This window comes from Bacteroidia bacterium, from assembly GCA_041391665.1.
Lineage (GTDB): Bacteria > Bacteroidota > Bacteroidia > J057 > J057 > JAGQVA01.
Genome location: JAWKNO010000001.1, coordinates 2,535,864 through 2,555,665, shown reverse-complemented (window position 1 = coordinate 2,555,665; position 19,802 = coordinate 2,535,864). Strand labels below are relative to the sequence as shown.

Annotated in this window: 15 protein-coding genes and 1 pseudogene; 8 read left to right on the top strand and 8 right to left on the bottom strand. The window is 46.0% G+C overall.

The features are described from left to right. Positions 1 to 111: 111 nt before the first annotated feature. Both R3D00_10530 and R3D00_10525 read right to left on the bottom strand, forming a co-directional pair. Positions 112 to 1,407, bottom strand: a pseudogene (locus tag R3D00_10530) (MBOAT family O-acyltransferase). Beyond that, positions 1,382 to 2,836: a GDSL-type esterase/lipase family protein gene (locus R3D00_10525; GenBank protein MEZ4773606.1), complete on the bottom strand. Its 1,455-nt coding sequence runs from the start codon at positions 2,834 to 2,836 to the stop codon at positions 1,382 to 1,384. The pseudogene R3D00_10530 and the gene R3D00_10525 overlap by 26 nt, the downstream one beginning before the upstream one ends. Positions 2,837 to 3,136: 300 nt before the next feature. On the opposite strand from R3D00_10525, the gene R3D00_10520 reads away from it, so the two are divergent. The 6 genes from R3D00_10520 (at position 3,137) to R3D00_10495 (ending at position 11,722) form a co-directional block, all read left to right on the top strand. Continuing rightward, positions 3,137 to 4,165, top strand: coding sequence for a hypothetical protein (locus R3D00_10520; GenBank protein ID MEZ4773605.1), 1,029 nt, complete (start codon positions 3,137 to 3,139; stop codon positions 4,163 to 4,165). 3 nt (positions 4,166 to 4,168) lie between these two features. Beyond that, positions 4,169 to 4,771, top strand: a complete 603-nt coding sequence (locus R3D00_10515; GenBank protein ID MEZ4773604.1) for a trimeric intracellular cation channel family protein — start codon at positions 4,169 to 4,171, stop codon at positions 4,769 to 4,771. Between the two features lie 8 nt (positions 4,772 to 4,779). After that, the gene (locus tag R3D00_10510; GenBank protein MEZ4773603.1) at positions 4,780 to 7,563 is read left to right on the top strand and encodes a hypothetical protein; all 2,784 of its coding nucleotides are present in this window, start codon (positions 4,780 to 4,782) and stop codon (positions 7,561 to 7,563) included. A gap of 158 nt (positions 7,564 to 7,721) precedes the next feature. Then, positions 7,722 to 8,384 carry an HAD family phosphatase gene (locus tag R3D00_10505; GenBank protein ID MEZ4773602.1) on the top strand — a complete coding sequence of 221 codons (663 nt, stop codon included), beginning with the start codon at positions 7,722 to 7,724 and terminating at the stop codon, positions 8,382 to 8,384. A 73-nt stretch (positions 8,385 to 8,457) separates the two neighbouring features. After that, on the top strand, positions 8,458 to 10,743 hold the full coding sequence (locus R3D00_10500) for a TonB-dependent receptor (protein ID MEZ4773601.1): 2,286 nt from the start codon (positions 8,458 to 8,460) through the stop codon (positions 10,741 to 10,743). Between the two features lie 10 nt (positions 10,744 to 10,753). Beyond that, on the top strand, positions 10,754 to 11,722 hold the full coding sequence (locus R3D00_10495; protein MEZ4773600.1) for a DUF4249 family protein: 969 nt from the start codon (positions 10,754 to 10,756) through the stop codon (positions 11,720 to 11,722). Here R3D00_10495 and R3D00_10490 read toward each other — a convergent pair. From R3D00_10490 to R3D00_10465, 6 genes are read right to left on the bottom strand one after another with little or no spacing between them, the layout of a single operon-like run. Continuing rightward, on the bottom strand, positions 11,719 to 12,471 hold the full coding sequence (locus tag R3D00_10490; protein MEZ4773599.1) for a hypothetical protein: 753 nt from the start codon (positions 12,469 to 12,471) through the stop codon (positions 11,719 to 11,721). The two genes, R3D00_10495 and R3D00_10490, sit on opposite strands and share 4 nt — an antisense overlap. Before the next feature lie 43 nt (positions 12,472 to 12,514). Beyond that, the gene (locus tag R3D00_10485) at positions 12,515 to 13,615 is read right to left on the bottom strand and encodes a saccharopine dehydrogenase NADP-binding domain-containing protein (GenBank protein MEZ4773598.1); all 1,101 of its coding nucleotides are present in this window, start codon (positions 13,613 to 13,615) and stop codon (positions 12,515 to 12,517) included. Next, positions 13,612 to 14,055: a hydrogenase maturation protease gene (locus R3D00_10480; GenBank protein MEZ4773597.1), complete on the bottom strand. Its 444-nt coding sequence runs from the start codon at positions 14,053 to 14,055 to the stop codon at positions 13,612 to 13,614. The genes R3D00_10485 and R3D00_10480 overlap by 4 nt, the downstream gene beginning before the upstream one ends. Positions 14,056 to 14,059: 4 nt before the next feature. Then, positions 14,060 to 15,511, bottom strand: coding sequence for a Ni/Fe hydrogenase subunit alpha (locus R3D00_10475; GenBank protein MEZ4773596.1), 1,452 nt, complete (start codon positions 15,509 to 15,511; stop codon positions 14,060 to 14,062). A gap of 43 nt (positions 15,512 to 15,554) precedes the next feature. Then, complete coding sequence (locus R3D00_10470) at positions 15,555 to 16,820, bottom strand: 2Fe-2S iron-sulfur cluster-binding protein (GenBank protein MEZ4773595.1); 1,266 nt, start codon at positions 16,818 to 16,820, stop codon at positions 15,555 to 15,557. A 36-nt stretch (positions 16,821 to 16,856) separates the two neighbouring features. Further along, the gene (locus R3D00_10465) at positions 16,857 to 18,590 is read right to left on the bottom strand and encodes an NAD(P)H-dependent oxidoreductase subunit E (GenBank protein MEZ4773594.1); all 1,734 of its coding nucleotides are present in this window, start codon (positions 18,588 to 18,590) and stop codon (positions 16,857 to 16,859) included. Between the two features lie 123 nt (positions 18,591 to 18,713). Here R3D00_10465 and hypA point away from each other — a divergent pair, with 123 nt between their 5' ends. Both hypA and hypB read left to right on the top strand, forming a co-directional pair. Next, positions 18,714 to 19,061, top strand: coding sequence for a hydrogenase maturation nickel metallochaperone HypA (hypA, locus tag R3D00_10460; protein ID MEZ4773593.1), 348 nt, complete (start codon positions 18,714 to 18,716; stop codon positions 19,059 to 19,061). Between the two features lie 12 nt (positions 19,062 to 19,073). Continuing rightward, positions 19,074 to 19,802 carry a hydrogenase nickel incorporation protein HypB gene (gene hypB, locus R3D00_10455; protein MEZ4773592.1) on the top strand — a complete coding sequence of 243 codons (729 nt, stop codon included), beginning with the start codon at positions 19,074 to 19,076 and terminating at the stop codon, positions 19,800 to 19,802.

The following is a 19,802-nucleotide window of genomic DNA, read 5'->3' as shown; positions in this document are numbered from 1 at the left end:
GCCCAGGCGGCTGGTCGTGTCGGTTCCTTTTTCATTGAGCAAAGCCCTTTCATCCAGCCAGTCCATAAACTCTACAAACTTTCGGGAAATAAATTCCCTGATATCCTGAGATACGCGGTCGAGAGCCAATGCAATTCCGTGCAAAAATCCCCAGAAGACAAACTTCCATGAAGCACCGTGCCACAGACCGCCCAAAACCATGGTTATCAAAAGGTTGAGATATGTCCGGAATTTTCCTCTCCGGTTTCCGCCAATAGAAATATACAGATAATCGCGCAGCCAGGTGGAAAGAGAGATATGCCATCTTCTCCAGAACTCCTGAACACTGTTGGACTGATAGGGAGCATTAAAATTGACCGGCAGGCGAAAGCCCATTAGCAGTCCCAGCCCAATAGCCATATCAGAATAACCCGAGAAGTCGCAGTAAATCTGAAGCGCATAACCATATACTCCCATCAGATTTTCAAACCCAGAGTAAAGCGAAGGATCTTCAAATACCCGGTCAACGAAGTTGATGCTGATATAATCCGAGATCACCGCTTTTTTAAACAGGCCGGTACAGATCAGCAGGAATCCCTTTCCTATATCATCATGTGATACACGAATTTTTTCCCTGATCTGAGGAATAAAATCAGTAGCACGTACAATAGGGCCGGCGACAAGTTGGGGGAAAAAGGAGACAAAAAAGGCGAAATCCAGCACATTGATCACCGGCGTAAGTTTTTTCCGGTAGATATCAATGGAATAGCTCATCGTCTGGAAGGTGTAGAAAGAAATCCCGACCGGAAGGAAAATATGCGTAAAAGAGAGATTTAGCCCGGAGACCGTATTGAGCGTATCGATGAAAAAATTGGTGTATTTAAAATAGCCCAGCAGGCCAAGATTCGCGCAGATACTCAGGATGAGGTAAAATTTACGTTTGGCGGATTCTCTTTCCGGGCGAATAAACACATTAGTCATTCGGTCGAGAAGCGTAATAAAAACACTAAGGATACGGAAGGTAACCTTCACGAGGAACTCATAAAATGCTCCCAGGCGTTTGATCGGGGTGATCGTAAACTCAAGGGAAAGATCGATCACATTCATCCGCACGCCGGGAAATACGAGTCGGTTTCGGATATGCCTGTGCCCCGGGTGATAGACATGAATCAGCAGTCCCAGCGTATAGTCAACCAACGTAGAGACGACGAGGAGGAGGTAAAATATTCCACTGGATTTGTAGTAGAAAAAGAGAGAAAATGCCAGAACATAAACAACACGAAGCGTCTTACGGTCAGCCAGAACGATATAAAACCCCAGGAAAATCAGGAATATAAACAGAAAAGCACCACTGTTGAACATCAGCGGTTTTTCCGGATTATAGACCAAATATTCTTTTAGATTATCTATTAGCCCTGTAAGCTCCATATCCTTTCATTAAAGCCTCATAAAGGAGAACTCCCTGAAGTTCATATCCTGTACGGGTCAGGTGAAGATGATCTTTTTGAGCCAAACCTGAGCTGTACCAGTTCTGAATTGCACCTTCGCCACCCATTACATCATAAAAATTCCAGGAGGAGAGATCATTGGCCATGATATATTCCTGTATCAGATCACGGGCCTGCGAAATATTATGGTTGACATACCGACTGGCTCTCATAGCATCGGGAGGCGTGGTAATCAAAATATCTGCGTTGGGTGTATACTGTTCCAGTGTATGTACCAATTCATCCATCTGACGGAAAAACGCGGTACGATTAAAACCTTCACCGATTGTTTCATTGGTACCGAGAGAAATGATAATGAGATCAGGTTTCAGCATTTGCAACTGATCCATAAAATAAGTAGACGTATTATAGTTCTCAAACCGGGCGCCATTGACGCCGATCGTATGGTACAAGATCCCTGACTGGTCGTAGTTTTCGAGCACCATTCCGTAAATGGTCGCTTCGCGCTGGGATTCTTTATTTTTTTCGCCGCGAAGATATACGGTATTGACCGGTTCGGGCAAATAGACGGTACTTACAAAACGACCGCCGCCCGTGCGATAGTTTTCTCCTCTGGGTGCACCCAAATCTTTCAGGAATAAATCATCTCCATTTTGGGAAGAAAGTTCCGAATTTCCCCGAAGGACTTTTGTCTGTTTTACCAGTAGTTTCTGTCCGGCATAAATCAGACTACCTTCTATTTGGTTATTTTTTCGCAGTTCTTCAATTGGCACTTTGTACATAGCCGAAATAATCCCGAGAGACTCCCCGGGTTGCACTTCGTGATAGACATCTGTTTCGGCTGAAATGCGGGAAGGATTTGCCGTAAGGGTAGGAACCGGCGGGCGGTAGGTGGGAGTATTGGACGGGCTGTTGATTTTGACATCAAAATTTTGCGGTCCTTTGTCGGTAAACAGCGTGATTTTATTAAACCGGTAGTCTATTTTTTCAGGGTAACTGGCGATTTCCAGTTTCAGGAAAAAATTACTGTCATAAGTTTTCAGGCTGATGCCGCTGATGCCGATAGGCATAGAACCATAGGTATTCACATTGCGGCGGGCATCCCAGCGGGCGTTGCTATACGATTTGATATCGGTAGGACTGTTGGTTTTTGCCACACTATAGGGAAATACGAGTCCTCGCCCTGCGGAGCCAAACTTAGCCTGAAGTTTTGCGCGAACCATTCCGGAAAACCAGTCAGCCTGAATATGAGAATCGCCGATATGGACAATATTTACTGTGCGGGTACGACCTTGTTCCAGCAACATCAACCGGTCGTAGAAGTTTTTCAGTCCTTTATAGGAATTGTCGATCTGATTGATCTCTTCTCTTATAAAAGAATACTCAGGTATTTTTTCAACCTTTGCCATAGGCTGAGCTATTCCTGCAGAAAAACAGAAAATACCGATTATTAACAGGAGGGAAAGAGAACGGCTTTTGGATCCTAACGTCATTGGATACTTAGCTTGAAGCGTACGAGATGATGGGTGTGTCTCTGCTGGGTTGGATCAAATGCTAATTCCGTCTCAAATCTAGTGCCAGAATCCCCAAAAATCACATACCCTGTACAATTACCCAATTAACAAAAATATCAGACCCAAAGTAAAGCAAAATTCTCGGAATCCTTATTCAACTTTTGATTCCTTCGCCTGAGATTGTAACTTAATCCCATGGCTCGAATTGTTGAAAAAAAGATTTCCTATCCCGTGGATAACGGGTTGCGGAGATACCTCAGGAACTACGGAAGGGATATGAGGCTTCCGATTTTATATTCCGATTTGCTTCGCTCCAGCGAAGGGGTAACCCTGTATGACAAGTTTGGAAACGATACACATTGGCTGTCGATGATGTACGCTCAGGACGATTTGAAGCATATCAATCTGGCTTTGAAAGAGATCTATGCAATCCTGAAGGCAAACGGAGATTTATCTGTCATGGAGCACCTGTATGTAGACAGAATAGACCTTTGTCTATATGGAAATTCGCAGCCTTTTCGCGTGCGTATCGTCAACAAAATCAACGACAACTTCGACTATTTTTACATAAAAACTGCTGACGCTTCACGTATATACGGGCTGGAACTGGAGCACTTGTTGTCCCCCAACCGGATCAGTTATGTATTGGATCAGGATACCTTGATTGAGGAACATATCGCGGGGATTCCGGGGCAGGAATTTATCACACAGTATTTGCTTCAGGGTAAAGTTGCCAATGAAATCCGGCTAGCCAAAGAGTTTGTCAAATTTAATGAAAGATGTTTTGTCCGGCTGCTGGGAGACATGCATTCCAGCAACTATGTAGTGGAGATTATGCCTGACTTTGAAGATGTCCACTACCGGATCAGGGCGATTGACTTTGACCAGCAGTCGTATGAGCCCAGGAAAAGCATTTATATGCCGCAGTATTTCAAGCAGAACATGGCCATCATTGATGTTGGGCTAAAGCACATGAATCCGACGACAGTCAGACAGTATCAGAAGGAAGAGCGGGCGATGATCGCAAGTCGGATCAGATATTCCACCCAGCAGATCAAGGACCTGATGAAGTATATGGTTTATTCGCGGTTGTCGCGTCCCGAATATGTAAGTCAACTCAAAGAAGAGCTTGCAGAACATTACAAGGACAATCGATTCCTCTCCTGTAAATCGATGGGTGAAATTGTAAATTTCAGTCTTCAGGTACTTATTGATAACAATTAGCGCATGAATGTGATTTACGCAGCCGACCTTGTGGGAACTTTTGTGTTTGCGATCAGTGGCGTGAATGCGGCCCGGGAGAGTCGGATGGACATATTTGGTGCAGCGGTAATTGCCTTTGTGACAGCCGTAGGCGGAGGCACATTGCGGGATTTGCTGATCGGAAGCACCCCGGTGGGCTGGATGAAAGACCCCAATTATATTTTTGTGATTTTGATGGGTGTTTTCGCGTCGATTGTATTTCGCGCGATCATAGCCAAACTTCCCAAAACCATGTTTTGGTTTGATACTATCGGAATCGGATTATTTACGGTTCTGGGATTGCAAAAAACGCTCGACCTGGGCTTATCACCCGCTGTAGCCGTGTTGATGGGAATGGTTTCCTCTGTATTTGGCGGTGTGATCAGAGACACCCTTTCCAATCGTATTCCACTTATTTTCCGAAAAGAAATTTATGCCACCGCTTGTCTTGCCGGAGGAGTTATTTATCTCTTATTGCGGGAAACTTCTTTGGCCCCCAATATCCGAATGGGGTTGACTGTTGCATCTGTCATTACCATTCGATCTCTTGCCGTGTATAAAAAATGGTCCTTTCCCCCTTTGAAATAACAGCTATAATGAAAAAGATTCGTGCCGCTTATTGTCCGAAAATAAGTATTATCATAACCCTTGGTGCATGTTTTTTATATGCATGTACGCCAGTGTCCCGTAATCTTCCCGCCTATTGGCTGGATGCAGGCACTATGGAAAGCCCCCTTTCACCCGGATATGATTTACTTTCTTCAGCAGATAATCCGGAGAATGGTTGGACATGGGAAACAAAACCCGATTCAGCTGTCTGGCATACAGACTACCGGCCGGGGCTTCCACTGCTTGAAGACGGTTTGTTATTCAAAGAACAGGCTGTCCTCAAAATAAAAACCCAGCCGGGCACCTATTTCCTGACAGCTACAGTAGGGCAAGCCGGAGATACAGCCATTGTAGAGATTGAGACAAACCAAACAAAGTGGCATGCAGAACTTCCATGGCGAAGAATCCGGCATCAGAGTTTTCGGGAAAAGATTGAAATTACCGGAGACTCGCTGGTCATTACATTCCGCACCCAATTGGGCCAGGGATTAATCAAAGCCGTTGAATTACAACCCGTAATGGACTATTTCCCTCTCCCTTCCGGTCTTGAAACCGATACGGCAATTGTAGGGAAACTGGCAGATGAACTGGAGAACAAGCTAAAGCATGATCCTCAAAATACTGCTTTGAGAGCACAATGGATTCAATCCCTGAAATATCTACAGGCGGCCAGATACTACGATATTGGCTGGTGGTCATGGGCAGTAAAGGCAACCAAAATGAGCATTTTCCCCCGCTTTGATGTAGCCTCTGACTATCTGCGTCAGATCGTTGCAGATCCGAATGATCCCTTGTATGACCGCGCTGCCTATTTGCTGGGTAAAATACATTACTGGCTATACCTGGAGCAGGAATTCGCCCATGACAAAATCGAAGCCCGGGAGTTTTTTGATTTGCTGGGAGACCGTTATCCAGACTTTGAACTTCTGAGAATGTACCGGGGGGAAAAAATTACGTATGAGAGCCCTTGTAATAACGCAGATCCTACTGCGCCCCGGTGGGCAGTATTACAGCGCGAACTCATGTGCCGAATGTTGGAAATCATCCACTGGTGGGTAAGTGAGAAGCAGGCGGAAAATGGCGAACTCGGGGGAAAATTTGGCGATGACGTCGAAATTCTTCGTTGGTGGTTGCCTGCCATTTTGGGGGCAGATGATTCACTGGCACGGGTAGGATATACCCGTTTGGCAGAAGGCGTCTGGCAGAGCGGGACTTTAGAAAATGCCTATTCAAAAAAGCTCGAAGATGTCGAACATGCGGCAGAACTGTTTCGCGACACTCACTCCGCACTTTTGATGATTCATTATGGAGACCCCGAATATGTAGAGCGGTGTCTGCGCAGTATGCAGAATTTTCGCGACGTATGGACGGGCATCACCCCCCGGGGGCACAGGCATATTAAGTCCAGCCATTTTTCCGCTACAGCGATGCGTGAGGGTCCGCCTTTCGGCGTGGATGTGCCGATGAACACACGCGCCACCCTTCCCGGACTTTGGGCTGCCTGGTACAGCCACAATCCACAGTTGGTACAACTTTTCACCGAATGGGGGAAAGCCTGGGTGGAAGACGCAGCACGAACAGAAAAAGGCAAGCCAAAGGGATTGTTACCTGCGGCAGTATCTTTTCCCGGCGATGAGATTGGGGGTTATTCGCCCGAGTGGTATTTCCCCCGTCAGGGGTGGGATTACTACAACTGGCAGCATATGGGCGGGGTAAGCGAAATGTATCATCAACTGATTGGTATGTATGACATCACCGGAGACGAAACATTTCTGATACCCGTAAATGAGACCATCCGTCTGGCGCGGGACACAAAAGGCAAGGGGGATTCGAAGGTCGAAGGTTCTGCTGCATGGGCCGGTGCATATCTCAGAGGAGAAGTCGCAGATGATGAAAACCACCGAAGAGACGGCATTTCCATGATGAATATTGCGCGGACAATAACCGGGAACAACCAGTTTGACGCGTTTCTTGGAGCATACGGTTCCCCTTATTTGCAATACACCCTGGATGGGAACATATCACGTATCGAATCGGGACTGGAAGAAGCAGTTGAAGCACTTCGCTACAACCTTCCCCTTAGGACGACAGAGGTAAAATTTACCGATCGGGTGTATGTAGAAGGCGAAGACTTACTTTCGGGAATGTATACCGGGCATCCCGGTAAAGGCATCGAATACCCAGGCATGGCAGTGACCTGGAAAAATACCGGCAGAGAAATCGCTGTGCTGACAGAAGCAGCAACACCCGGGCGTCTGAAAGTCCAGATTTATAATTTTGGCCCCGCAAAAACTATCCAGATGCAACTATGGCGGCTGAAACCAGGTTTGTATTCCCTTCATGGACTGCCCGGCACGACGCGAATAGAGGTCACAGAGCGAGGACAAATGATCCCCATAATGATACCAGAGGGAATTTTGCTAAATGTGGAAATAGAAGCAGAAAAAATTTCGAAGGACACCTTTTTCCCATCTGCAGATCTTGCGATCAATTCCAGAGATATTGTAGTCGATGGAAGAACCATTCGGGCAACCGTTCACAATATCGGTAACCAGACAGCGGAAAATATTACGGTTGTATGCAGAGTAAATGGAAAAGACTCAGGAAAGCACCTCATTGCGAGATTACCGGCCCCTCTAAACATGGCGGCACAAACCGCAGTAATAGAATTTGAATCACAGGAAGATGTCGGGGAAGCACAAATAGAAATTATATATTCTGGTAAGGAAATCACGAAACTTAACAATCGCGCAAACTCTCTTGATTTTTAGTTAGGATGTTTTTAAGGAAATTTTTAATATAGATGCATTAATTTCTGGAGAATTTTCCATAACTTTACCCCCGTTAACGGGGGTAAGCAGCCAAAACACTTGATAAAAACCCTCCTCATCCACTCCTTTTAACACCGTTTTCTTTCCCCCATATTTTTATGCACCTCATATTCGACTGCGACGGCGTAATCATTGACTCTGAAATCCTCTACGCACAGATCGCCGTGCAAAAACTTGCCACCGTTGGCTACCATACCGATACCCTTACTTATTGCCGCCGGTTCTCCGGGATGATGGATGCCGCAATTCTGGAGATTATCTCCAGAGAAAACGATATTTATCTGTCGCCAGACTTTCATGACGAACTCAAAACTGAAGCTGCTGCGGCATTCCAGACACGGCTTCTTCCCATACAGGGTATGGGCGAACTCATTCGAAGCCTTTCACTTCCTGTCTCCATTGTCTCTAACAGCCACCTCGAACACGTACAACACGGCCTCTCATGTGCAGGAATTCCTTATATGCCTGTCGCTCATATTTTCACTTCCCAAATGGTCGCCCATCCCAAACCAGCGCCAGACGTGTATCAACTTGCACTCAAAAGCCATGGTTTGTCCCCCGAAACCTGTATCGTCATTGAAGACTCCGAAGCGGGGGTAACCGCAGCTAAAGCTGCCGGACTTACCGTCATAGGCTTCCTGGGTGGGGGACATATTACAGAAAACCATAGTGAAAAACTTACCAGAATCGGAGTCGATTACCTGGTTCATAACGCGGAAGAGCTGAAATCTCTGTTTACAAAAAATGGCTTTCTCACATAAAGGAGTAAAAAATTTTACACTGGTGTTTTGACAGTTAATATGTATTCTTGCCAGAGAAAATCATCAGACACCCGTGAAAAAATTCTTACTAATTCTGCTTTTTATTTTCTTCGCCCTGCAACTCCGCGCTCAGAAAACCATTAGTGGGTATGTCCGAAATGCCAGTAGTGGAGAAATTCTGGTAGGTGCAATCGTCGCAGAACCGCAACTCAAAACCGGCACCTACACCAATAGCTATGGATTTTATTCCCTTACGCTGAAAGTGGATTCGGTAAAAATCCGGGTAGATTACCCTGGATTTAACTCCCAGTTTGTTGCGCTGGCAATGGATCAGAATCATTCAATTGATTTTTCCCTGACCGAAAAAGAAATCAGCCTTGATGAGGTCGTAATCACCGAACAAAAATCTCGCGAAAATGTCGATAAAGCCTCGATGGGTGCCATCGATGTAAACGTAACAGAAATCGAGATGCTGCCTTTCATCGGGGGAGAAAAAGACTTACTCAAAGGCATTCAACTCCTCCCCGGTGTGCAGTCCGGCGGAGAAGCTTCCGCCGGATATTATGTCCGCGGGGGCGGTGCAGACCAAAACCTCATCCTCATGGATGAGGCTATCGTATATAATCCCTTTCATATGGCAGGGTATGTCAGTATTTTTAATACCGACGCCATCCGCAATGTAACACTCTACAAAGGCAGCTTTCCTGCCAATTTTGGCGGCAGACTTTCCTCCATTCTCGATATTGGGATGAAGGAGGGAAATATGAAAGAATTTCACGGGGAAGGGGGAATCGGTCTTATTAGCTCAAAAATTACGGTTGAAGGGCCGATCATCAAAGACAAAGCTTCTTTCATGGTATCGGGAAGAAGATTCTACTGGGATTTACTCATCCAACCCTTTCTCCCCAAAGGCCAAAGTTTTGGTTATCACTTTAATGACTTTAATGCAAAAATCAATTACCGTATCTCAGATAAAGACCGACTGTTTATCAGCGGCTATTATGGAAGAGACAAAATATATAATGAAACCAAAACTGTTCAGGATACCTCCCTCCTCAATATGAACTGGGGAAATATTACCTTCACCGCACGATGGAATCATTTATTCGGCCCAAAACTTTTTTCCAATGCCACCTTCATTTACAGCAACTTTGACTATAAAGTGACTCAGGCCTTCGGTAAGGATGCAACTGTGTTGTTTTCTGGCATTGAAGATCTCAACGGTAAAATCGATTTTGACTATTACCCAACACCCCGCCATAAGATTAAATTTGGACTCAACTATATTTATCACACCTTTACGCCCTCTTCTACCCGGGTAAAAACAGCACAATCCGATACCCTGGAAGTTCAGGGGAAAAGTAAATTTGTCCACGAGTCAGCAGCATATATCAACGATGAAATTTCTGTAACCGACAGACTGGGAGTAAATATTGGTCTTCGCGCGCCTTTTTTCGTAAGTGGTCAGACGACCTACTACGGACTCGAACCCCGGCTTACCGTCAAATATACATTGGGCCCCAACCGGTCTGTAAAGGCCGGTTATACCATGATGAACCAATACGTGAACCTCGTGAGCAGTTCGGTAATTTCTCTGCCATTTGACATCTGGACGCCGAGCAGCAATATCGTCAAACCTCAGTTAGCCCACCAGGGGGCGATCGGCTATTTCCAAAACCTACGAAATGACCAATATGAAGCGAGTGTAGAACTATACTACAAACAGATGTCCAACCAGATAGACTACCGTGAAGGGGCTAATTTTTTCTTCCGGGATGATATTGAGTCCGAACTGGTCTTTGGCAAAGGGTGGGCCTATGGCGGGGAGTTTTTCCTTAGAAAACGCGCAGGAAGACTCACCGGCTGGATTGGATATACGCTCTCCTGGAGTTGGCGGCAATTTGATGAGTTGAACCTGGGCCGCCCCTACCCTGCCAAATATGACCGAAGACATGATTTGTCGATCGTAACTGTCTATAAGTTTAATGAAAAATGGTCTTTCTCCTCTGCTTTTGTCTACGGAAGCGGACACTGGCTTACGGTTCCCTCCGGCAGACTTTTGGTACCCATCAATGGCTGGGCAGATCCCTTCGCCTGGTATGACGATTTCTCCGGACGAAATGGCTATCGCCTCAAATCTTATCACCGCCTGGATCTGGGCCTTCGGTATGTGGTCAAAAAACCTAAATACACCTACGCCTGGCATATCGATATTTACAACTCCTACAACCGCCGGAATCCATTTTTTGTCTATCAGGACTTTGCTTTCGACCAGAGAGCCAATGCCAACCAGTTTGTCACCCGCCAGGTTTCTCTTTTGCCCATGATTCCTTCTCTGACTTATGTTTTCAACTTCTAAGCACTCGATTATGAAAAACCCAATCCATTTTTTATACCTTTTTATATTTTCGGTAATGCTCCTGATCAGTTGCGAACAGACCATTCGGATTGATAAAAATGACTTCCAGCACAAACCCGTGGTTTGGGGGTTACTCATGGCCGACTCTGTACCCCGTATCTTCATTTATCAAAATATCGCCCTTGAAGGCTGGCTGGAATCAAAACTCAACAATGAGTTCATAAAAGAGCTTTCACCCCTACTATTTGACGGTCTCTACACCTTTCCGCTTAAAGAGGCAAGTGGAACTTCTGTCGAACAACAGAATATATGGTGGGGGGGGACCGATACCGTAAACCTTAACTGGTATGAAGGCATCGAAGCGATAAAACCTGACCATATTTACGAACTCTCTTTCAAATGGGAAGGAAAAGAAATATTTGCCCGGACACATGTACCCCCTTCCGCAGAAATCATCTCCACCGGGCCTGTAGATGTCGTGCAGGGAAGCGGAAACTCTACCTGGACTGAAAAAGGTATCCGAATGGTTTTTCAGGATAACGCCAACGAACAAAACGCCTATCGACTCCGGATCACGCAGGCGGGTTTGTCATTTTTCTGGATTGTTGACCCCATTACCAATGATTTTAGAGAGGACAGTGCATATTCTGTTTACCACTCTTTCTCCGATATTATTTTGGATGACCCCTATCAGGGAAAGGAAATGTCCATTGATATCATACCTCCATACTATGGTATCCGGGAGCAGCTTCTCGTTAACCCAGATGGCTCTGTTTCTATTTTTAATGAATATACCGTTAGCCTGGAAACCATGGACTACACTACAGGAAAATTCCTCCGCTCAACCGATGAACAAAATTCCCAACGTTATGACCCGCTCGCAGAGCCTGTGCTGCTAAAAACCAATGTGGAAAATGGTCAGGGAATCCTTGGGGGAATGTCCCGGTCTGCTCCTGTAACTGTGCGAGTCCCTTACTAACGGTCTTCCATTATCCCAATATGAAACAATAGACCAAAACCCATATTCATTACCTGCCACCGTGATTCATAATCGCGGAATCTGCCCTCATAAATGAAACTGGGTTCCCTTTCCTTGTAAGTGAGTTGATGATACGAAACCCAAATGCGAAACATATGCTGGTACTTCCTGTGCAATTGCAGCCCCAATGCCAACCTCCCGCCTACTGCTATTTCCCGCCCTACACCTTCATAACCGTAATAGCCATCTGAGGCGTAAGTTCCTCCATAAATGGTTGGCATTAACCTGATTCGATTTATACCAGGCACCGGCAACTCATAGCTGAGCGCTCCTTCCAACGTACCAAAGGGAATTACTGCACGGTAACTTTGATTGCCGGAAGAATTATACATTCTGAAAAAATGCCCGGAATAACTTACACCGGCATACAGTTTTTTTACAACATTCACCATAATGCCCAGCCGCACAGTACCCGGCCAGCTATCCTGCATCGAATATATAGTATCCCGCTGCCACTCTTCCCATCGCCATTCCTGATAAGTAGTACTGTCTGGCCTAAACAGCACAGGGTAACTCTCCCCACTGTAGGAATCTGATAACCGCAATGAAAGGGGAATCATGCCTCCGTCCAAAACAAAACGGATATTCCACATTCGTCCGTGGGTGGAATCTTTACTTCCAAAAAATTGTGCCCTCATTGAGACCGCCATCAAAAGCAGCCATGCAATAATAAGTGTCCTCCTGATCATGCCGTAAAAATATCAGAGAATAGATACCGGGAAAAGGGAAAAATTATTCCCTGTCAGTAATGGTAACGCCCATTATTTTCAGGTCTTCCAGCAATGATTTCTCTTCCACGATCTGCCCCATCAGATATAATCCGGGCGCTCCGAGGATTCCGGAAAAATACTGACGGATACAAGCCAATACCGCATACGCAGTCAGGTCAAATCCGTCTTCGGCGCTCAGGGTTCTGCTTACCTTTTTTTCTTTTCCATCTTTTATACCCGTTGCCTCAAGCACCATCTCTACCCGCGGGCGCTGATCCTTTCGCTTTTTTATATGGGCAAATAGCATCTTGCCGCCGAGGATTTTGCTCCATTTGGCACTAAATAGCCCGGCGACCATCGCTACCGGAAATATTACCCAGTCAATCCAAAAGTCAAACCCCGCAGCATAAACCCCCGCATCCCTGAGACCGGTGACCTTTTCAATGTCCTGTATTTCTTTCAAGGCAAAAGGAAAACATTTTTTTAGTCCAAAATACCGGGGGAAGTGAAGGGTGACAAGATCTCGGTAAGATCCCTCTTTCCATTTTCCTGATTGAAGAATCATCGGTTTGACAGCCACAATCTCATGAAACAGTTCGTGCGTAGATTCGGGGTTTCTGAAAATAGGATCCATTGCCAGCCCAATCGTAGCAGAATGATATTGATCAAACTTAGGCATTAGAGACCGGATCAGCGGAGCAACGAGCCCCGGATGAAAACCCGCCTGAGTAATAAACCTCAGTTTTTTTTCCTTCATCAAGGGCTCGTATCGCAAAAGGTTCTCCGCGACATCTCCTCTTAGCATAATGTCTATCAGGCCTGTACCAGCGTCAATTGCTGCCGAAGCAATCTCTCCCATCGAATCCGCTACGGTGGCTGTAACCACGACCAAATCAGCCTGGCGAAAAACGTCGGTAAGCGCGGCATGATTACACGTGTCTGCAAAACAGGCCATTATCTTTCTTTCGGGGAATATCCGCGACAATTCTTTTCCCCATTCTTCAGCCAGTGCTTTCCTCCGCCCGGCAATGATCAGATTACAATCGGTATATTTCAGCAGTGCCTGGGAAAGTGATTTTCCTACACCTCCATACCCTCCCAGAATACATACTGTCTGTTTCATAGATTTTCAGATTTTATCTTCCCGAAAAACTTTATAGCACTTTCCAGATGATGCGCTGCCGACTCACTGAGCCCCATGGCCAATTCCCATTCTTTTCCTTCAATCAAAAGTACCCAGGCCTCTGGCTTAGCATCATACAAATCCGCAGTCAAATATAATACTGACTCAGGTGAAAGTGCATGGGTGGAAAATTCAAAATTAGCCGCAGGCCCTATTTTTTGCCACAGGTAACCTCCAGGCAATTGGCCTTTGAATGCGTCAACAAATATGACTTTTTCAGCCTGCGAAAGCATTTCGGCATCTTCTACCTGCAATTGATATCGATAGTGGATATCTCCGTCAAAAAGGCCTGCCTGTGTGATCTCATCTGCAAATGCCCAGCCCAGTCCATCGTCCTTCCTGCCGCTATTGCCTATAGCGACAAGTATATCTTTTTTCATTGTTTTAGTCCTTAAACTTCTCCGCCAATATATTTCCATTCGAATCATACAAAATCACCTGAAGCGGCATTTGCCCAATTGCATGGGTGGCACAACTCAGACAAGGATCATAAGCGCGTATAGCGATTTCGACCTGATTGAGCAGCGTCTCCGTCAATTTTGGCTGCCGGTCCAGAATATTGCTGGCTACCCAGCGCACAGCCTGGTTCATCGGCTCATTATTATGCGTCGTAGATACAATCAGATTACATCGGGTGATCATCCCTTTTTCATCTGCCTGGTAATGGTGAATCAACGTGCCTCTGGGTGCTTCTACAACGCCGATACCTTCTGGCCGGCGTTCGCCTGTTCGCAGGATATCGTCGCTAAGTATATCGCTGTCCAGCAACAATTCCTTCATTAGTTCTGCACAATGCAACATTTCGATCAGGCGCGCCCAATGGAAATGCATCGTATGGTTGTTGGGCTTCCCAGCTGTATAGGCTTTAAACTGCCGCAACTCCTCATTTGCTAATGGTGTATTGATCCGGTCGCAAACATTGAGGCGGGCAAGTGGCCCTACGCGATTCCATCCGTTTTCCCTTCCTAAATGCCGCAAATAGGGAAATTTCAGGAATGACCATTTTTCCACTCCCTCGGAGAAATATTTCATATAATCAACAGCCCGTACATCGTCAAGCGTGCGCATTCCCTCTGCATCTATCGCCCGTAATTGTCCGTCATAAAGTTCGAGCGATCCATCCGCAGCATTGACCAGCCCCATATGACCGCTTGGAAAGGAAGCGAAAGTGTCCAGCCAATGACCGTTTTGCTCATGGTAATCTTTGATAAAATCCACAACATCCCTGGACCACTCAATCATGGTGTCCACATTCGGAATATCTTTTCCATTCAAAAAATAGTCTCTGTCTTCAATGCTCATGGACTTGTGCACCCCACCTGGCACCGCAGCGATTCCGTGAATTCTTTTACCGGCAATCACACGGATGATCTCCTGCCCAAACTTGCGCATGGTAATCCCTCTCCGCGCAAGTTCTTTGTTTTCCAATGCAACCGCCACTACATTTCGCCGGGCAGCAGGCGCGTCCAGTCCAAACAACAGGTCAGGGGAGGCGAGATAAAAAAAATGGAGCGCATGCGATTGGAAAATCTGCCCGTAATGCAACAGACGCCGGATTTTTGTCGCGGCTGGTGCAAGATCTCCGGGGTCAAGTCCTGTCAGTTGGTCAATGGCCTTGGCCGCAGCAATATGATGGCTCACCGGACAAATACCACACAATCGCTGAACCAATACAGGCACCTCCCAATACGGCCTACCCTGTATAAATCGCTCAAACCCGCGGAACTCCACAATATGAAAAAAGCTGTTTGCCACCCGCCCCTCATCATCAAGGTGGATGGTTACTTTTCCGTGGCCTTCAACACGGGTAACGGGTTCTATAGTTATTTTAGACATATGACATATTTCAAAATACATTCAACGGCTACTCATCATAAGGTTAGTCGTATTTATACCGGGAGCGCAACAAAGAATACTCGTCGCCAAAGAGAATATTTTTTACCATATCCCAGATATGGCTGGATCCCGGTGGACAACCGGGTATGAAATAATCAATCTCTACTACCTCACTGCATGGATATACCTTATCTAAAATCTTAGGAATATCTTCGTGATAGGGGATGACTTCTGCGCCTTCCTCACTCGTAAACGAATGTAAATAGGCTTCTTCCAGACATTCTTCCAGCGGTACGAGGTTGCGCATGGCAGGAAGCCCGCCCCAGATCGCACATTCTCCCATCGATATCAGTACATCGCATTTTTTCCGAAATTCACGCAACACCTTCACATTTTCTGAATTGCAACAGCCGCCTTCGATAATGCCAACATCCACCTTTTTGGAAAATTCTTTGATATCTGTCAAAGGCGATTTGTTAAACTCAACGAGTTCTACCATATCCAAAATCCCGGTGTCGATGTCCAGCATAGACATGTGGCAACCAAAACAACCGGCCAGGGATACTGTCGCAATAACTTTTTTCTTATACTCTTTCTGATCAACGTCAAGGGGTAAATTCTCCTGATGGACCATTTCGCCAATATCATACTTGCGCTCGCCAAATGGCCGTGAAAGGCTTTTGCCCCGCACCAATATCGCACCGGTAGGGCAAATATGCATCGCATGAATCGCTTGTGCTTCGGTCAGTGTGGATTCCTGCTTGTAGTCTATCGCAACCTCTGTTGCATTTCCCCTGTTGGCAAAACTAAATACTCTTTTTCCTTCTTTTGTGAGCACTTCGTCCACACACCGGCGACAACGGATACATCGGTTGTGCTCGATTACGATTCTGCGTGGGTTGTAGTCAACAATGCGATCTACAAACAGATGGGGAAAACGGCTCGCATTTACGCCCAACTGATAGCCCATTCCCTGAAGGTCACAGTCTCCGCTTTTTTCACAAGCTGGGCAAAAGTGATTTCCTTCAGCAAATAACATTTCCACCATTGCTTTTCTCGTATCGTGCAAATCCTGGGCGTGAATAACTACATTCATGCCATTTTTGACCCGCGTGGTACAGGAGGCAACATGTCTTCCGTTTACCTCCACAGTACAAACTCTGCAGGTGCCAAGGGGTGGATCTATATGCTCGTAATAACAAAGCGAAGGGATGTCCAGCCCCGCTTTTCGGATTGCGTTTATCAACAATTCCCCCTCATCGGCCTGAACCTCTATGCCATCTATAGTGATTGTGATTGGTTTTTCCATAATTATCAGCTTTGAATCTGGGGTTGGGGAAATGTATTATTCATGTTTGGCCACGGCATCGTCATAGTCCTTCACGGCATAGGTCATATCAAAACCCCGGCTAAACTGGCTGCCGGACTTGTCTACCCGTTGATCGAAATATTCCGGAAACTTATGGATCGCATCTACAATAGAATTGGACGCCATCTGCCCCAAACCACATCGACTGTTTTCCCTGATCGTCCGCCCCCAGTCTTCCAGTTCGACCAGATCTCTCAAACTGCCCAAACCGAGTTGTACTTTCTCCAGTTTTCGGTTCATGATAAAATTGCCGGCACGGCAAGGCGTACAGATGCCGCAACTTTCGTGCTTGAAGAAATTGTTGAAATTCAGCAGTATATGCAGCAGATCCCGGTGTTTGTTAAATATCATAAACGAACCGCCACAAAGCAGGTCTTCTTTGCAAAGGCGGCGGTTGCGTTCTTTCATCGAAATGGCTATCCCACTCGGCCCGCTTACCTGTATATACCAGGGGTCTTGTGCTTCGCAGAGCGCCAGTAATTCGCCAATCTGCATTCCCCATTCGATTTCATAAATACCGGGTTTGCCACAATCTCCGCTTACGGAGATAAGTTTTGTTCCGGGAGAATCTTTTGTGCCCAGCGCATGCATTTTCTCCGGCCCGGATTCGATGATTCGGGCTGCGACTGCGAAGGTCTCCACATTGTTTACAAGGGTAGGTTTTTCAAGAAAACCTCGTTCTACCGGGAAATAGCGCCGGGTTCTTGGTTCCCCCCGCTTTCCTTCCAGTGAGTTGAGCAAAGCGGTTTCTTCACCGCAGACATATGCGCCTGCGCCAAGTTGTACCCTTATATTAAAAGAGAAAGGCTGTTTCGCAGCAATATGGTCTCCCAACCAGCCCTTATCCCGAAAATCTTCGAGCGTTTTTTCCAGCTTTTCTTTAAGCCACCGATACTCCGCCCGAAGGTAAATGATCCCTTCAGAAGCACCGACGCTGTAAGCACCAAGCGCCATGCCTTCTATGACCAATGCCGGCAGGGTGTGCAGCAATACCCGGTCTTTAAAAGTGCCGGGTTCTCCCTCGTCAGCATTGCATACCACAAATTTCCGGTTACTTATATTTCGCCGGCACGTTTCCCATTTGATACCCGTAGGGAAAAATGCGCCCCCCATCCCCATTAGCCCGGCTTCTTTAATCTTTTCTATCACTTCACCGGGTTCCAGGGTTCTCAGTTTTTTGATGATTGTGCCTGGCTCATAATCTTTTAAAATAAAGGTCTTTTCACCTGGCGTGTATCGGATATTGTCGTCAGGCTCATCACACAATGCTGATGCAGATTCTCCTTCTTTCAATTTACCCACGATCTTCTCTACTTTTTCAGGGGTAAGCCGGGTAAATGGATAGAAATCAATGAGTGCCGCAGGCTCCTGGTCGCTCAATCCTATACAGGAAGTTTCAAAAAATCCAAACGCTCCCGAGCTATCCACCTTACCCATGGTTGCACCTGTTTCTTTTTCAAAGGCATGTTTCACGGCATCAAACCCTTCAAAGTCGGAAATAATGCTGTTGTTGAGATAAATGGTATGGTGCCCCGAAGGCTGAAAATGGAAGAAATGGTAAAAAGAAACGACCCCTTCTATTTCTACCGCTGAGGTATTAAACAGGATCGCCAACTGGGAGATATCGCTTTTGTCGAGGTAACCTTTTACATCATGCATCGCCCAAATAGCATTGAGCAATTGTGAGCGGGCGAGACTAATTGATTGCATAATCAGGCATTTAGGTTATTGGTAATTTCCGCTTCCTGACCGTGAAAAAGTATGATCTTAATCATATAAAACCCTTGATTAAAGTCATATCGGAACGAGGGTATTGTGTTTAAATTTCTACTTATGCACGAACTATCCATCATATCCCAAATCGTCGATATCGCTACCACCGAAGCAAATAAGGCTGGGGTAAATGAGATCGATGCGATCGAACTCGAAGTAGGTGAGCTGGCCGGAATAGAGTTTTCAGCATTTGAATTTGCCTGGGAGGAGGGGGTGAGCCAGTCCGTACTGGAACATGCTGCATGTAATATTCACCGGGTTGCGGGGAAAGCAAGTTGCCACCATTGCCAAACCGTCTTTGATATCCGCGAATTGTTTGACCCCTGCCCCTCTTGCGGCTCTTATGAAAACACAATTATCAAAGGAAAAGAATTGATTATCAAAACATTGACTTTTAACACAAACTAATTTAGTAAACATATGTGTGGAACTTGCGGATGCGGACAAAACGATAACACGCTGACAGTTATGGCGGTCAATACCCATCCTGTAAAATTTCAGGCAGGCAAAACTGTATTGCAAATAGAACAGGACGTTTTGGGTAAAAACAAACTCCTTGCAGAGAACAACCGGAGGTTTTTTCAGGAAAATCATATTTTCGCCATTAACCTCGTCAGCTCTCCGGGAAGCGGAAAAACAGCCATTTTAGAACAAACCCTTCAATACATGAAGGGTAAAATACCTTGTTTTGTGATTGAGGGCGACCAACAAACGAGCAACGATGCCGACCGTATAGCAGCCACCGGCGCACCGGTAGTACAAATTAATACCGGCAAAGGCTGCCATCTCGAAGCAAATATGGTACAACACGCACTGGAACAATTACAACCTGTCGAACATTCCATTGTGTTTATCGAAAACGTGGGCAACCTCGTCTGCCCTGCTATGTTTGACCTCGGCGAAAGTATGCGGGTGGTCATCATCAGCGTAACCGAAGGCGACGACAAACCGCTCAAATACCCTGACATGTTTCACACCTCCCAACTTTGTATCATCAATAAAACAGACCTCCTCCCCTATGTCGATTTTAACGTCGAAAAGGTAAAAGAATACGCCCGGAGAGTCAGTCATATTACTCAATTTATCGAAATCTCCGCAACGACCGGAGAGGGCATGGATCAATGGTATGAGTGGCTCAAATCCCATTGA

Coding starts and splice junctions, on each gene's coding strand:
- R3D00_10495 (MEZ4773600.1), top strand. CDS start 10,754: ATGAAAAACCCAATCCATTTTTTATACCTTTTTATATTTTCGGTAATG.
- R3D00_10515 (MEZ4773604.1), top strand. CDS start 4,169: ATGAATGTGATTTACGCAGCCGACCTTGTGGGAACTTTTGTGTTTGCG.
- R3D00_10525 (MEZ4773606.1), bottom strand. CDS start 2,836: ATGGCAAAGGTTGAAAAAATACCTGAGTATTCTTTTATAAGAGAAGAG.
- R3D00_10465 (MEZ4773594.1), bottom strand. CDS start 18,590: ATGCAATCAATTAGTCTCGCCCGCTCACAATTGCTCAATGCTATTTGG.
- R3D00_10470 (MEZ4773595.1), bottom strand. CDS start 16,820: ATGGAAAAACCAATCACAATCACTATAGATGGCATAGAGGTTCAGGCC.
- R3D00_10510 (MEZ4773603.1), top strand. CDS start 4,780: ATGAAAAAGATTCGTGCCGCTTATTGTCCGAAAATAAGTATTATCATA.
- R3D00_10490 (MEZ4773599.1), bottom strand. CDS start 12,471: ATGATCAGGAGGACACTTATTATTGCATGGCTGCTTTTGATGGCGGTC.
- hypA (MEZ4773593.1), top strand. CDS start 18,714: ATGCACGAACTATCCATCATATCCCAAATCGTCGATATCGCTACCACC.
- R3D00_10480 (MEZ4773597.1), bottom strand. CDS start 14,055: ATGAAAAAAGATATACTTGTCGCTATAGGCAATAGCGGCAGGAAGGAC.
- R3D00_10505 (MEZ4773602.1), top strand. CDS start 7,722: ATGCACCTCATATTCGACTGCGACGGCGTAATCATTGACTCTGAAATC.
- hypB (MEZ4773592.1), top strand. CDS start 19,074: ATGTGTGGAACTTGCGGATGCGGACAAAACGATAACACGCTGACAGTT.
- R3D00_10520 (MEZ4773605.1), top strand. CDS start 3,137: ATGGCTCGAATTGTTGAAAAAAAGATTTCCTATCCCGTGGATAACGGG.
- R3D00_10485 (MEZ4773598.1), bottom strand. CDS start 13,615: ATGAAACAGACAGTATGTATTCTGGGAGGGTATGGAGGTGTAGGAAAA.
- R3D00_10475 (MEZ4773596.1), bottom strand. CDS start 15,511: ATGTCTAAAATAACTATAGAACCCGTTACCCGTGTTGAAGGCCACGGA.